Below are 12951 nucleotides of genomic sequence, written 5' to 3'. Positions count from 1 at the left end.
CCCCTCGTGGGGGAGATGGCCGGCAGGCCAGAGGGGGGCGCCGTAGAGCGCCGCCTATTGCCTCTCGTCATCCTAGGGCGGAACAAGGAGCGAAGCGACGCGCGCAGACCCTAGGATCCATGCCGTGACGCTAAAGCGTTGCAATGATTACAGACTTTTGCACCGTTGCGCTCTGCGGCAGAGGTCACGGCATGGATACTCGGGTCAAGCCCACTGCTGTCCGGTTAAAGGCATAGGACCATCTGGCTATCGTTGTGTTTGGGTGGTGGCGGGGAGTTTCTTGAGGGCATCGATTGATCGCCTGTGCATGATGTTGAGGCGAACCAGGCGGGCAAAGGCGAGCGGCTGTCTGACGGTTTTCTGTGTCGCCTGAGCGGCGCGCAGGAGCAGATAGGCGATCAGAGCGACGAAGACCTGGATGCGCACGGCATTCTCGGAAGTGCCGAGGAAGTGGCGGATCCTGAGGTTTTGCTTGATCCACTTGAAGAACAGTTCGATCTGCCAGCGCTCCTTGTAGAGGTCCGCAATCTCCTCGGCCGGCGCATCGAGATCGTTGGTGAGGAGGCGGATGAGCTTGCCCGTGGCAATGCGCACGGTGATCTCGCGTACCGGATCGCCGAAGGGATTGCGGCGCGAGCGAGCCATGCGCTGCGGCAGCAGACCAATGCGGTCGGCGAGGATCGAGGATGTTGCCAGCCTCAGGCACCGGCTGCTCGACTGCCACCTCAAGATGGGTGTGGCTCTTCAGGCGCGAGACAAAGCGGCAGCCCTTGGCGTCGAGCGCGGCCCACCAGGCGAAGTCGTAGTAAGCCAAATCAAAGACATAGGTCATGCCCGCTTCGATGGGCATCGCCTTGGCCTGGGTGATGTCGTTGGTCCTTTGGCCTGTGAAGGCCGCCGCGAGCGGGGTGTCAACACGGGGATCGAAGACGATGTGCAACTTGATGGCGCGGGCCCCCTTTGACCGTGTCCACCCAGCCGCTGCTGAGCGAAGACAGTTGCACCCGCGTGGCATCGAGGATGCGCACGGCATCGGCCAACTGTCGGCGGGTGCAGCGGCTGGCGATGGCGGCCATGTGGGCAAACAGGTCGGCGTAAAGGCCCGCTGGCCGCGTGGCATTGGCATCGGCAAGTGTCGTGCGCGCTACCGGACACCCGCCCACATGATAGAGTCGGGCCGAGTGGCTCATCAGCCCCGCCTCGATCTCGCGAAGGCTTGTTGCCCCGGACAGTTGTCCGAATAGCAGCGCCACGAACTGGCCCTTGCTGGTCAACTGCCGCACCCTGTGATCGGCTTTGTGCTTGTCCACAAGCCGATCGAACGTGCTCCACGGAACGTGCTTCAGAACGGAATGAAAAACGCTATTGTAATGCCGCATGACATTGATCTCCTGCTCGTGTCTCAAACGCCGCGAAACGTCTGAAATCGAGTAGAATCAATGTCATGCAACCTGTCCACTCCCTTTAACCGGACAGCAGTGGGTCAAGCCCGAGTATGACGAACGCGTAGGCTGGCGTTCCTTCGCGCCCCCCTCTGCCCTGCCGGGCATCTCCCCCACAAGGGGGGAGATTGGCAGTTCCGGGGCGCTGGCCCTACAGCGCCGCCGTAATAATAATCTCGACCAGATATTCCGGCCCAGCCAGCTTGGCTTCGCCGGTGGCGCGGGCCGGGGTATGGCCCTGCGGCACCCACTTGTCCCATTCGGAGTTCATCTCCGCGAAGGTGCCCATATCGGCCAGCCAGATGATGGCCTGTACGATCTTGGTCTTGTCGGTGCCGGCCTTGGCCAGCAATTCGTCGATGGTCTTCAGGATGTCGCGGGTCTGCGAAGCGACGTTGCCGCCGGGCTCGCCGACCTGGCCGGCCAGATAGACGGTGTTGCCGTGGATGACGATCTGGCTCATGCGCGGGCCGACATCGATGCGACGAATGCTCATTCGAGAGGTTCCTTCGTTTCTTGGAGTCGCGCCTGTTTAGAGACCGGGCCGGCTCCGGGCAAGGCCGGCGAGGCGAAACCAATTGAGCCAATTGCCTGGTCCCGAATGGCGCCCACACGGTGAGTTGACCGGTCGCGACACAATTGCGCCGGGCGCCTGTGTTGACTAATGTAATAACATCACATATCGACAACGCACTCGATTTGCGGACCGCCTCTGATGACCAATGACTGTCTGACCTTCCGCGACCTGACGCTTGGCTACAACAGCCATCCCGCCATCCATCACCTGAACGGCGTCGTGCGCAAAGGCTCGCTGACGGCGGTGGTCGGGGCCAACGGCTCGGGCAAGTCGACGCTGATGAAGGGCATTGTCGGCGTGCTCAAGCCGATGGAAGGCGGGGTTCTCCGCATGCCTGGCGTGCGCACCGCCTACCTGCCGCAGCAGTCGGAGCTCGACCGCAGCTTTCCGGCGCGCGTCGTCGACCTGGTATCGCTCGGACTTTGGCCGAAGCGCGGCATGCTCGGCCGCTACACCAAGGAAGACCGCGAGTCCGTCGGCAAGGCGCTGATGGCGGTCGGGCTCGGCGGCTTCGAGAAACGGCCCATCGACACGCTGTCCGGCGGCCAGTTGCAGCGCACGCTGTTTGCTCGGGTGCTGCTGCAGGACGCCGACCTCATCCTGCTCGACGAGCCGTTCAATGCGGTCGATGCCAAGACCGTCGGCGACCTCATCCAACTGATCAAACGCTGGCATGGCGAGGAACGCACGATCATGGTCGTCGTGCACGATCTCGATCTCGTGCGGCAGAATTTCCCGGAGACGCTTCTGCTTGCCCGCCAGCCCGTCGCCTGGGGCGATACCAAGGAGACGCTGCGGCCGGAAAACCTGCTCAAGGCGCGGCGCTTCCACGAGGCATGGGAAGAGAACGCGCCATGGTGCGAGCCCGACGATCACGATCATGGCCACGAGCACGCGCATGATCATCACGCTCATGCGCACGACCATCATCACGATCACGGTTCCGGACCGAGGGCGGCGTGATGGATTTTCTTTACGGCCTGTTCATCGCGCCCTTCGCTGATTTCGCCTTCATGCAGCGGGCTTTGTTCGGCTCGCTGATGCTGTCGCTCGGCGCCTGCCCGGTCGGCGTCTTCCTGATGCTGCGGCGCATGAGCCTGTCGGGCGACGCGATGGCGCACGCTATCCTGCCGGGGGCCGCGGCCGGCTTCCTGCTCTATGGGCTGGAAATCCTGCCGATGACTATCGGCGGCTTGATTGCCGGCATCATCGTGGCGCTCGGCGCCGGAGCGGTCTCGCGCTTCACCATCCAGCGCGAGGACGCTTCGATGGCCGCTTTCTACCTGATCTCGCTTGCCGTCGGCGTGCTGATGGTGTCGATCCGCGGCTCCAGCGTCGATCTCATGCATGTGTTGTTCGGCACGGTGCTGGCGCTCAACAATGAGGCGCTGATCCTGATCGGCGGCATCGTGGTGGTGACGCTGGTCAGCCTCGGCATCTTCTGGCGCGCCCTGGTCGCCGAATGCCTCGACCCATTGTTCCTGCGCTCGGTGAGCCGCATGGGCAGCCCGGTGCATTTCATCTTCCTCGGCCTGGTCGTGCTCAACCTCGTCGGCGGCTTCCAGGCCCTGGGCACGCTGCTGTCAGTCGGGCTGATGATGCTGCCGGCCGCGGCCGCCCGCTTCTGGAGCGTACGGGTCGAGCCGATGTGCGTGCTGGCGGTGCTGATCGGCTTTGCCTCCTGTATCGCCGGGCTGCTCTTGTCCTACCACGCTTCGCTGCCGTCCGGCCCGGCGATCATCCTGTCGGCCGGCGTCGTCTATTTCTGTTCGATCCTATTCGGCACGCGCGGCGTACTGCGCGCCCGCATCGTGCATCACCGTCACCGGACCGCCTAACCCAATCCCCAAGCAAGGAGACCCCAATGCTGAAATCCTTCCGCGCCGCGCTGACGTTGAGTGTTATAACATTAAGCGCCTTGGCAACGTCTTCGGCCTTCGCCGCGCCGCTCAAGGTGGTGGCGAGCTTCACGGTGATTGCCGACTTCGCGAAAAATGTCGGCGGCGACCGCGTCAAAATCACCACTATCGTCGGACCGGACGGCGACGCGCATGTCTATGAGCCGAGCCCGGCCGACGCAGTGGCGATGGCGGGCGCCGATGTCGTGCTGGTCAACGGCCTGCATTTCGAAGGTTTTCTGCAGCGCCTGGTCGACGCCAGCGCCACCAAGGCGGCGATCGTGACGCTCACCAAGGGGGTGACGCCGATCGACTTCAAGCCGGAATTCGCCGATGCGGACGCGGCCGAAGGGGCCGGCACTGGCGGCGGCAAGACCGTCACCGACCCGCACGCGTTCCAGTCGATCGCCAATGCCAAGATCTATGTGAAGAACATCGCCGATGCCTTTTGCACGGCCGATAGCGAAGGCTGCGACAGCTACAAGGCCAATGCCGCCGCCTACACCACCAAGCTCGACGCGCTGGAGACCGAAGTGAAGGCGGCGATCCAGTCGATCCCCGAGGCGAAGCGCGTCGTCATCACCTCGCACGACGCGTTCGGCTATTTCGAGCACGAATACGGCCTGACGTTCCTGGCGCCGCAAGGCATCTCGACCGATTCCGAGCCGTCGGCGGCCGACGTCGCCAAGCTGGTCGAGCAGGTCAAGCAGGACAAGGCGGCGGCGATCTTCGTGGAAAACATCACCAATCCACGGCTGATCGAGCAGATCGCCGGCGAGACCGGCATCAAGGTCGGCGGCACGCTCTATTCGGACGCGCTGTCGCAGCCCGACGGCCCGGCCTCGACCTATATCGACATGATGCACAACAACATCACGCAGATCAAAGGCGCGATCCTGGGCAGCTGAGCCCGCTTCGTGAGCCTGCGGGGCGGGTAAGACGCCGGTGTCTCAATCCAGCCGGGCCAAGTTCCGGCTGGATTCCCAGGCGAAAATGTCTATCTGCTGAAAGATACTTTCGCGGATTGGCTTTCCATGACTGACTTTACGCCTCTGCAGTCCCTGCTTGGCGGTGCCGTTATCGGCCTGTCGGCAGTGTTGCTGATGGTATTGCACGGCCGCATTGCCGGCATGACGGGGATCCTGACGGGCATCCTTCCGCCGGTGTCCTCCGACTGGCCGTGGCGTGCCGCCTTCGTCGTCGGCGCGATTGCCGCGCCTTTGCTGATGCTACTTGCCGGCAGGGAAATCCCCTTCAGGGTGCCGGTCTCGACACTGGCCCTCGTTGCCGGCGGCTTCCTCGTCGGTATCGGCGTGCATTTTGGTGGCGGCTGCCCGAGCGGACACGGCATTTGCGGCATGGCGCGGTTGTCACCACGCTCGTTCGTCGCGGTCGTCACCTTCATGGCCACCGCCTTCGTCACCGTCTTCATCATCCGCCATGTGATGGGAGGCTGACGCATGAACAAACTCGTCTCCGCCTTCCTGGTCGGCGGACTTTTCGGTTTGGGCATCGCCGTTTCCGGCATGATCAATCCGGCAAAAGTGCTGAATTTTTTCGATGTCGCCGGAACTTGGGATCCGAGCCTGATCTTCGTGATGGGCGGCGGCCTGGCAGTCGCCTTTACCGGTTACCGCCTCGTGTTCGGCTTGCGCAAGGCGCCGGTGTTTGAGAATGGCTTTGCGTTGCCGACCAAACGCGCCATTGACCGGCAACTGGTCTGCGGCGCGGCTCTCTTTGGCATCGGCTGGGGCATTGCCGGGTTTTGCCCCGGCGCCTCAATCCCGGCGCTTGGCCTTGGCTATTCGGCAACGCCGATCTTTGTCGCGGCGGTCATCGCCGGCATCGTCGTGGCCCGCTTCGCCAGGACTCGGTTCGCTCAGCCGGCCGCAGTGTAGGAACCAACGGAAGCAACAGTTGCCGGGCCGCTCGAGGAGTGGCAAAACGTCGGCCAAGCCACTGGGCATCAACTTTGCGAGGACATCATGGAATACCGCCAGATCAGCGACGACTATTCGGTTTCCGGCCAGATCCAGCCTGAGGACATCGCCGCCATCAAGGATGCCGGCTTCAAGAGCGTGATCTGCAACAGGCCGAACGACGAGCAGCCGGGCCAACCCTCGGCCGAGAGCATTCAGACCGCGGCCGAAGCTGCAGGGCTTTCGTTCCGCTACATCCCGGTGATCAGCGGCCAGATCACCATCGGCAATGTCGACGACCAGGCCGCCGCGCTCGACGAGCTTGAAGGCCCGGTCTTTGCCTATTGCCGGTCCGGCGCGCGCTGCACCAACCTTTATGGGCTGATCCAGCAGCAGCGGGGGTGAAAGCTTAGCGCGGCACGCCAATTGCGCAGCTTGGGCGTTCCTCGCGCCTCCCTCTGTCCTGCCGGAAAGAGGGGGCGCTGTTCCACCAATCCGCGAAACTAAATCGGCAGCGCGCCGGTTTCCTTGAGCGTCTCCAGCACGATCGCCGTCTTCACATGCTGCACGGATTCGTGCGGCAGCAAAACGCCATTGACGAATTCCGACAGTGATTTGAGATCGGGCGTCACCACCTTCAGGATGTAATCCATCTCGCCGGTCAGGGCGTGCGCCTCCTGCACTTCGGGCAGGCGAGCGACCAGTTCGCCGAAGCGCCGCGCATTGTCGCGGTTGTGGGTGGCCAGGGTCACCGAGATGACGTTGACCAGGGAGAAGCCCAGGCGGTCGCGGTCGAGCACGGCGCGATAGCCCTTGATATAGCCATCGTCCTCCAGCCGCTGGCGACGGCGCGAGCACTGCGAGGGCGAGAGGTTCACGCGCTCCGAAAGGTCGTTGTTGGTGAACCGTGCGTCGTCCTGCAAAAGCGCCATTATCTTGCGGTCAAACTGATCAAGACGCGCATTGTCCATGGATATTCCTCCAGCGATGCACAATCTTCGCAGATAATGCGCATTTCAAGCGGTTGAATGCAAGCACCGTGCGGCAGTCCCGCGTTATCATGACGAAAGATGGCCAAGTCAGGCCGCAACAGCTTTTGGAGGACTGCCATGGGCCCCTTCCCGCACGACGCACCGCCCGCCAGGATCAGCAAGCAAAACCCGGCCGGCACCGACGGCTTTGAGTTTGTCGAGTTCGCGCATTCCGAGCCTGAAAAGCTCGCCGAACTCTTCACGCGCATGGGCTATGTCGCGGTGGCGAAGCACCGCGCAAAGGACATCACCGTCTGGCGGCAGGGCGACATCAACTATGTCGTCAATGCCGAGCCCGGCTCGCACGCGATGAAGTTCGTCGAAAAGCACGGCCCCTGCGCCGCCTCGATGGCGTGGCGCGTGGTCGATGCCAAGCATGCTTTCGATCATGCCGTGTCGAAGGGCGCCACGCCCTATGAAGGCAAGGACAAGGCGCTCGACGTGCCGGCCATCGTCGGCATCGGCGGCTCGCTGCTTTATTTCATCGAGGCTTATGGCGAAAAGGGCTCGGCCTACGACACCGAGTTCGAGTGGCTGGACGAGCGCGACCCCAAGCCGGAAGGCGTCGGCTTCTACTATCTCGACCACCTCACCCACAATGTCTATCGCGGCAACATGGACAAATGGTGGGATTTCTACCGCGATCTGTTCGGCTTCAAGCAGATCCATTTCTTCGACATCGACGGCAAGATCACCGGGCTGGTCAGCCGGGCGATCACCTCGCCCTGCGGCAAGATCCGCATTCCGCTCAACGAGTCCAAGGACGAGACCAGCCAGATCGCCGAGTATCTGAAGAAGTACAATGGCGAGGGCATCCAGCACATCGCGGTGGGCACCGACGCGATATACGAAGCCACCGACAAGCTCGCCGCCAACGGGCTGAAGTTCATGCCCGGCCCGCCCGACACCTACTACGAGATGTCGCACGAGCGAGTGCACGGCCATGACGAGCCGATCGAGCGCATGAAGAAACACGGCATCCTCATCGACGGCGAAGGCGTCGTCGACGGCGGCATGACCAAGATCCTGCTGCAGATCTTCTCGAAAACCGTGATCGGACCGATCTTCTTCGAGTTCATCCAGAGGAAGGGTGACGAAGGCTTTGGCGAAGGCAACTTCCGCGCGCTGTTCGAGTCGATCGAGCAAGACCAGATCAAGCGCGGCGTGATCAAGCTGGACGGCAAGGCGGCGTAGGGCCTAAAGCTCGTTTGCGGCTCGACCGACTTTAACCTAAGTTTCGGTCATGTGAGGTCGAGCCGTGAATGACTCCATAGCGGAAGCTAGGGCGAAACTGTCGGAACTCGTAAGGCGCGCGAAGGCCGGTAGGAAAAGTCAGAGCCCGAGCCGCTCGACCTCGTCCTTCCTCGGCTTAGCGTCGTAATCGAGTAAAAACTCATCCAACTGCGGTGGCGCGACCGAGGTACCGGAGAGCATCGCGTGCACCTGGCCGCGGTGGTGGATGTCGTGCAGGAAGACGTGGGCGAGGATGTCACCGATCCGTTCGGGTATCATGCCGTCCTCGCGCCGGTCGGTGATGACACGGCGGTCGAGATCGGCTTCCGAGAGACCGTCGCAAAAAGCAATCAGCCTGCGGTCGAAATCGGCCTGGGCCGCCGCCAGGCTCGCCGCATCGTCGAACGGCACGAAATCGTCATAGGCGGCGGCGGCGCGACCGCCATCGGTCAAAAAATCGAAATAGAGACGATCGACCGCGAGGATGTGGTTCAGCGTCTCCTTGATCGACGGGAAGAAGCTGGTGCGCTCGGCCTCGAACTCACCGGGCTGAAGCGCAACCACGGCGCGGTAGACACGATCGTTCGACCACAGACTGTTGCGCGCCATGCGGCGCAGGTGCTCGAGCAGGGTCATCGTTCGGCCTCACCGATCGTATTTTTCGACCTTCTGCTCGATGGCGCCGAAGATCGAATGTCCGGTTTTGTCCTTCATCTCGATGCGCAGCGTGTCGCCAAAATGCAGGAAGGGCGTCTTGGGCTCGCCGCCTTCGATCGTCTCGATCATGCGCAGTTCGGCGATGCAGGAATAGCCGGCGCCGCCCGCCGAAACCGGCTTGCCCGGCCCGCCGTCGAGCTTGTTGGAGACGGTGCCGGAGCCGATGATGGTGCCGGCGGCGAGCGGCCGGGTCTTGGCGGCGTGCGCGATCAGCGCCGGGAAATCGAAGGTCATGTCGATGCCGGCATTGGCGCGGCCGAACGGCTTGCCGTTGAGGTCGACCAGCAGTGCGAGGTTGACTTTGCCGCCGTCCCAGGCGTCGCCCAGTTCATCCGGCGTCACCGCGACCGGCGAGAAAGCCGAAGATGGTTTTGATTGGAAGAAGCCGAAGCCTTTTGCCAGTTCCGGTCCGGTGACGGCGCGCAGCGTCACGTCATTGACCAGCATGACGAGGCGGATCGCGTCTCTCGCCTCCTTGAGGCTCGCGCCCATCGGCACGTCGTCGACGACGATGGCGACTTCAGCCTCCATGTCGATGCCGGAAGCCTCGTCCGCCATGCGAATCGGATCGCGTGGCGGAATGAAGGAATCGGAGCCGCCCTGGTAGATCAGCGGGTCGGTCCAGAAACTTGCCGGCATCTCGGCGCCGCGCGCCTTCCGCACCAGCTCGACATGGTTCACATAAGCCGAGCCGTCCGCCCATTGATAGGCGCGCGGCAGCGGCGAATGCGCGTCATGCTCGTGAAAGCGCGCCGAAGGCACGGCGTTGGTCTCCAGCGATTCCGCCATCGCCGCCAGATGCGGCGAAATCCGCCGCCAGTCGTCGAGCGCCGCCTGCAGCGTCGGCACCAGAAAGGAAGCGTCGGTGAACCGCGTCAGATCGCGCGAGACCACGACCAGTTTTCCGTCGCGCGTCCCGTTCTTCAATGTGGCAAGCTTCATGCGGTTTCCTCTCCAGATACGGCTTTATGGCCGCTTAACCCCACAACAAGGCCATCGCGGGCGATCGTCAAGTCGCCGGCCCAAGTTTTCCTGACAGCAGCGGTCCAGTCGGTCTCGCCGACGGCGGGATCGTCGGCTGGAATGAGATGGTTGAGCACCAGACGCTTCACGCCGGCATCGCTGGCGATGCGGCCTGCCTCTTCAGCAAGGCTATGACTGGCGAGGAGATGCTCGCGCAGCCGCGCGCCGTTGCCGGTCCTGGCGATCAGCCTTTCCACGCCTTCCGCGAGCATGGCTTCGTGGACGAGCATGTCGGCGCCACCCGCAAACCCGGCCAGCGGAGGAAAGAACGCCGTGTCGGCGGAGAACACCACGCTTCTGCCGCCATGCTCGAAGCGCAGCGCAAAACAGTCTGTCACCGGCGGATGATCGACGCGCAGCGCCCTCACGTTCAGACCGCCCTCATCCAGCACCGATCCCTCGCCGAACTCCTCGACCGAGACCAAACCTCTGATATCCGGCCGGCCCTCGTCAACGATGCGGATTTCGATGTCGAATTCCATCGCCTGGCAGAAACGCTGCCAGTGGTGGCCGGTGCCAGGCGGCCCGTAAACGGTCACCGGCGTCGCCAGGCCGGCGGTCCAGGCAGTGTGGATCAGCGGCCCGAGTTCCAGGACATGGTCGGAGTGAAGATGCGTGATGAAGACAAGGTCGAGCGCTTTCAGGCTCACGCCGGCGTCGACCAGCCCACGTGTCACGCCAAGCCCGCAATCGACGACGATCGCGCGCCCGCCAATCTCAAGCAGCGACGAACTCGGCCACGGGCCACCCGGCCGCAACGCCGGTCCGCCCTTTGAGCCGAGCAGAACGAGGCGGTCCACGACCCCGCGGGCGCTCAAGACCAGTCGCCCTCGGGCGTGCCATTAAAGCGCTTCTTCAGGTCGGCCCAACAGTCGATGTAGTTCTCCTGCAAGGTGCCGAGCTCGGCGGCGTAGCGCGTCAGCATCTGGGGAAAGCGCGTTTCGAACATGAACGCCAGGGTGTTGTCGAGCTTGACGGGCTTCAGGTCCGTGCGCGTCGCCTTCTCGAAGCCGGACGCGTCCGGCCCATGCGCCAGCATCTGGTTATGCAGGCTGATGCCGCCGGGCACGAACCCTTCTTCCTTGGCGTCGTACTGGCCATGGATCAGGCCCATGAACTCACTCATGATGTTGCGATGGTACCAGGGTGGCCGAAACGTGTTTTCCGCCACCAGCCAGCGCGGCGGGAAGATGACGAAGTCGACATTGGCCGTGCCCTCCTCGCCGCTCGGCGCCGTCAGCACGGTGAAGATCGATGGATCGGGGTGGTCGAACAGGATGGCGCCGACCGGCGAAAACGTCGCTAGATCATATTTGTAGGGCGCGTAGTTGCCGTGCCACGCGACGACGTCGAGCGGCGAATGGCCGAGCTCGGTGACGTGGAAGGAGCCGCACCATTTGACGATCAGCCGGCACGGCGTCTCCTTCTCCTCGAACCAGGCGCAGGGCGTCTTGAAGTCGCGCGGATTGGCCAGGCAATTGGCGCCGATCGGACCGCGATCCGGCATGGTGAATTTGGCGCCGTAATTCTCGCAGACATAGCCGCGCGCCTCCTTGTCGGCGAGCTCGACCTTGAAGACGAGGCCGCGCGGCAGCACGGCGATCTCGCCGGGACGAAGCTCGATCACGCCCATCTCGGTGACGAAGCGCAGCGCGCCGACCTGCGGCACGATGAGCAATTCACCGTCGGCGTTGAAGAAATGGTCGTCGACCATCGACCGGTTGGCGACATAGACATGGGCCGCCATTCCGGATTGTCCGACCGCGTCGCCGGCCGTGGTCATGGTGTGCATGCCGGCGATGAAGTCGGTCGGCTCGGTCGGCATCGGCGTCGGATTCCACCGGTACTGGCCGAGCGCCAGCTCGTGGTCGCCAAGGTTTGGTCCTGTCTTCCACAGGGGGTAGCTTGCCCGCTTGAAGCGGCCGGTGTGTTTTACGCTGGGACGGATGCGATAGAGCCAGGAGCGCTCGTTGGTGCCGCGCGGCGCGGTGAAGGGCGAGCCGGAAAGCTGTTCGGCATAGAGGCCATAGGCCGGCCGCTGCGGCGAGTTGCGGCCCTGCGGCAGCGAGCCAGGCAGCGTCTCGGTCTCGAAGTCGTTGCCGAAACCCGGCATGTAGGAAAAGGCCATCCGATCCTCCCTGATCCCGGTCTGCCGTTCCTTGGAAAGCGCGGCTTGCCGGCGATGTTGACCAAACTGGTTTCATTTGTAACCATCGAAAATGTAACTATCAACGGCTGACGGGTTTGCGGTGCGCTCATGGAAATCCTCGAGCTTGAAAACTTCCTGCCCTACCGGCTCTATCGGCTTGCCGACACCGTGAGCCGCGAATTCTCAAAGATCTATAAGGATCGCCACGGCCTGACGCGGCCGGAGTGGCGCACGCTGTCAGGCCTCGGCCAGCGCAGCACGATGACGGCGACGGAGCTCGGCGAGCAGTCGGCGATGCACAAAACCAAGGTATCGCGCGCGGTGGCCGAACTGGAACGCAGGCGCTGGCTGACACGCATGCCGGACGAGAGCGACCGCCGCGTCGAGCACCTGACGCTGACCAAGGCGGGGCTTGCCGCCTATCGCGAGATGGTGCCGCTGGCGCGGGCGTTTGAACAGGATTTGCTGGCGAGGCTTAGCGTGGAGGAGCGGGCAGCGATTGTGAGTGGGGTGGCGGCGCTGGAGAGGGCTTTATCAGCTTCGTCGTGAAGGAACGCCGTCCGATTCCTTCGTCATTCTAGGGCGAAGCAAGGAGCGAAGCGACGCGCGCAGACCCTGGAATCCATGCCGTTACCTCAGCCAAGAATGCAACGGTCCAGAATAGCCGCCGCCAAAGATCCCCAGATGACCGCTACGTCTACATGACCGCAAGCCAGAGAGGCGGCACGATCTATCGGTGTTACGAGCGATCTCGCCCGTCGGATGTCGACTGAAGCGCTGGCCGCGCCGATGGTAGATCGATCTGACAGGGAGGACCATTCCGGAATGGTTCGAGCTATTTCGCGGAATTGGCTGGTGATCGTTCCGCACTGTCGCGGCGCTCATGCGTCGCGGCATGGATTCTAGGGTCTGCGCGCGTCGCTTCGCTCCTTGCTCCGCCCTAGAATGACGAAGGATAGGCT

The 12951-nt window shown here is 63.1% G+C and carries 14 protein-coding genes and 1 pseudogene; 8 read left to right on the top strand and 7 right to left on the bottom strand.

Going from position 1 to position 12951, the window contains the following annotated elements; genetic code table 11:
* Positions 1-246: 246 nt before the first annotated feature.
* Positions 247-1379 (bottom strand): annotated as a pseudogene (locus F3H96_RS11105) (IS4 family transposase).
* A 214-nt stretch (positions 1380-1593) separates the two neighbouring features.
* On the bottom strand, positions 1594-1938 hold the full coding sequence (locus F3H96_RS11100) for a RidA family protein (RefSeq protein ID WP_149801790.1): 345 nt from the start codon (positions 1936-1938) through the stop codon (positions 1594-1596).
* Between the two features lie 219 nt (positions 1939-2157).
* Between F3H96_RS11100 and aztA the strand changes: the two genes are divergently transcribed.
* From aztA to F3H96_RS11070, 6 genes are all read left to right on the top strand, one after another.
* Positions 2158-2982, top strand: coding sequence for a zinc ABC transporter ATP-binding protein AztA (aztA, locus tag F3H96_RS11095; protein ID WP_149801789.1), 825 nt, complete (start codon positions 2158-2160; stop codon positions 2980-2982).
* On the top strand, positions 2982-3857 hold the full coding sequence (gene aztB / locus F3H96_RS11090) for a zinc ABC transporter permease AztB (RefSeq protein WP_149801788.1): 876 nt from the start codon (positions 2982-2984) through the stop codon (positions 3855-3857). The genes aztA and aztB overlap by 1 nt, the downstream gene beginning before the upstream one ends.
* Positions 3858-3883: 26 nt before the next feature.
* Positions 3884-4825, top strand: a complete 942-nt coding sequence (aztC, locus tag F3H96_RS11085) for a zinc ABC transporter substrate-binding protein AztC (protein ID WP_149801787.1) — start codon at positions 3884-3886, stop codon at positions 4823-4825.
* A gap of 126 nt (positions 4826-4951) precedes the next feature.
* A complete protein-coding gene (locus F3H96_RS11080) occupies positions 4952-5374 on the top strand; it encodes a YeeE/YedE thiosulfate transporter family protein (protein WP_149791989.1) in 423 nt (140 codons plus the stop codon).
* A 3-nt stretch (positions 5375-5377) separates the two neighbouring features.
* A complete protein-coding gene (locus F3H96_RS11075; RefSeq protein WP_149791988.1) occupies positions 5378-5815 on the top strand; it encodes a DUF6691 family protein in 438 nt (145 codons plus the stop codon).
* Positions 5816-5902: 87 nt separating this feature from the next.
* Entirely contained in the window at positions 5903-6241 is a 339-nt protein-coding gene (locus F3H96_RS11070; protein WP_149791987.1) for a TIGR01244 family sulfur transferase, read from the top strand.
* A gap of 98 nt (positions 6242-6339) precedes the next feature.
* Here the strand turns inward: F3H96_RS11070 and F3H96_RS11065 are convergent, their stop codons facing one another.
* The gene (locus F3H96_RS11065; protein WP_149791986.1) at positions 6340-6807 is read right to left on the bottom strand and encodes an Lrp/AsnC family transcriptional regulator; all 468 of its coding nucleotides are present in this window, start codon (positions 6805-6807) and stop codon (positions 6340-6342) included.
* Between the two features lie 138 nt (positions 6808-6945).
* On the opposite strand from F3H96_RS11065, the gene hppD reads away from it, so the two are divergent.
* The gene (gene hppD, locus F3H96_RS11060) at positions 6946-8061 is read left to right on the top strand and encodes a 4-hydroxyphenylpyruvate dioxygenase (RefSeq protein WP_149791985.1); all 1116 of its coding nucleotides are present in this window, start codon (positions 6946-6948) and stop codon (positions 8059-8061) included.
* 138 nt (positions 8062-8199) lie between these two features.
* On the opposite strand, the gene F3H96_RS11055 is transcribed toward hppD, so the two are convergent.
* The 4 genes from F3H96_RS11055 to hmgA are packed head-to-tail and all read right to left on the bottom strand — an operon-like array spanning position 8200 to position 11968.
* Positions 8200-8736 (bottom strand): DinB family protein, encoded by a 537-nt coding sequence (locus F3H96_RS11055; RefSeq protein WP_149791984.1) that lies wholly within the window; start codon positions 8734-8736, stop codon positions 8200-8202.
* Between the two features lie 9 nt (positions 8737-8745).
* Entirely contained in the window at positions 8746-9759 is a 1014-nt protein-coding gene (locus F3H96_RS11050; protein WP_149791983.1) for a fumarylacetoacetate hydrolase family protein, read from the bottom strand.
* On the bottom strand, positions 9756-10658 hold the full coding sequence (locus F3H96_RS11045; protein ID WP_149791982.1) for an MBL fold metallo-hydrolase: 903 nt from the start codon (positions 10656-10658) through the stop codon (positions 9756-9758). The genes F3H96_RS11050 and F3H96_RS11045 overlap by 4 nt, the downstream gene beginning before the upstream one ends.
* Positions 10655-11968, bottom strand: a complete 1314-nt coding sequence (gene hmgA / locus F3H96_RS11040) for a homogentisate 1,2-dioxygenase (RefSeq protein ID WP_149791981.1) — start codon at positions 11966-11968, stop codon at positions 10655-10657. Before hmgA ends, F3H96_RS11045 begins: the two co-directional genes overlap by 4 nt.
* A gap of 129 nt (positions 11969-12097) precedes the next feature.
* On the opposite strand from hmgA, the gene F3H96_RS11035 reads away from it, so the two are divergent.
* Positions 12098-12538 carry a MarR family transcriptional regulator gene (locus F3H96_RS11035; RefSeq protein ID WP_149791980.1) on the top strand — a complete coding sequence of 147 codons (441 nt, stop codon included), beginning with the start codon at positions 12098-12100 and terminating at the stop codon, positions 12536-12538.
* Positions 12539-12951: the final 413 nt, after the last annotated feature.

Source organism: Mesorhizobium sp. NFR06 (assembly GCF_900115245.1).
Lineage (GTDB): Bacteria > Pseudomonadota > Alphaproteobacteria > Rhizobiales > Rhizobiaceae > Mesorhizobium.
Note: the sequence above shows the minus strand (reverse complement) of the source record. Positions and strands in the feature narration are given on the sequence as shown.

Bases quoted from the DNA above. Each gene is read 5' to 3' on its own strand.
- F3H96_RS11050 (WP_149791983.1), bottom strand. From the start codon at position 9,759: ATGAAGCTTGCCACATTGAAGAACGGGACGCGCGACGGAAAACTGGTC.
- F3H96_RS11075 (WP_149791988.1), top strand. From the start codon at position 5,378: ATGAACAAACTCGTCTCCGCCTTCCTGGTCGGCGGACTTTTCGGTTTG.
- F3H96_RS11080 (WP_149791989.1), top strand. From the start codon at position 4,952: ATGACTGACTTTACGCCTCTGCAGTCCCTGCTTGGCGGTGCCGTTATC.
- hmgA (WP_149791981.1), bottom strand. From the start codon at position 11,968: ATGGCCTTTTCCTACATGCCGGGTTTCGGCAACGACTTCGAGACCGAG.
- F3H96_RS11065 (WP_149791986.1), bottom strand. From the start codon at position 6,807: ATGGACAATGCGCGTCTTGATCAGTTTGACCGCAAGATAATGGCGCTT.
- F3H96_RS11100 (WP_149801790.1), bottom strand. From the start codon at position 1,938: ATGAGCATTCGTCGCATCGATGTCGGCCCGCGCATGAGCCAGATCGTC.
- aztA (WP_149801789.1), top strand. From the start codon at position 2,158: ATGACCAATGACTGTCTGACCTTCCGCGACCTGACGCTTGGCTACAAC.
- hppD (WP_149791985.1), top strand. From the start codon at position 6,946: ATGGGCCCCTTCCCGCACGACGCACCGCCCGCCAGGATCAGCAAGCAA.
- aztB (WP_149801788.1), top strand. From the start codon at position 2,982: ATGGATTTTCTTTACGGCCTGTTCATCGCGCCCTTCGCTGATTTCGCC.
- aztC (WP_149801787.1), top strand. From the start codon at position 3,884: ATGCTGAAATCCTTCCGCGCCGCGCTGACGTTGAGTGTTATAACATTA.
- F3H96_RS11035 (WP_149791980.1), top strand. From the start codon at position 12,098: ATGGAAATCCTCGAGCTTGAAAACTTCCTGCCCTACCGGCTCTATCGG.
- F3H96_RS11055 (WP_149791984.1), bottom strand. From the start codon at position 8,736: ATGACCCTGCTCGAGCACCTGCGCCGCATGGCGCGCAACAGTCTGTGG.
- F3H96_RS11070 (WP_149791987.1), top strand. From the start codon at position 5,903: ATGGAATACCGCCAGATCAGCGACGACTATTCGGTTTCCGGCCAGATC.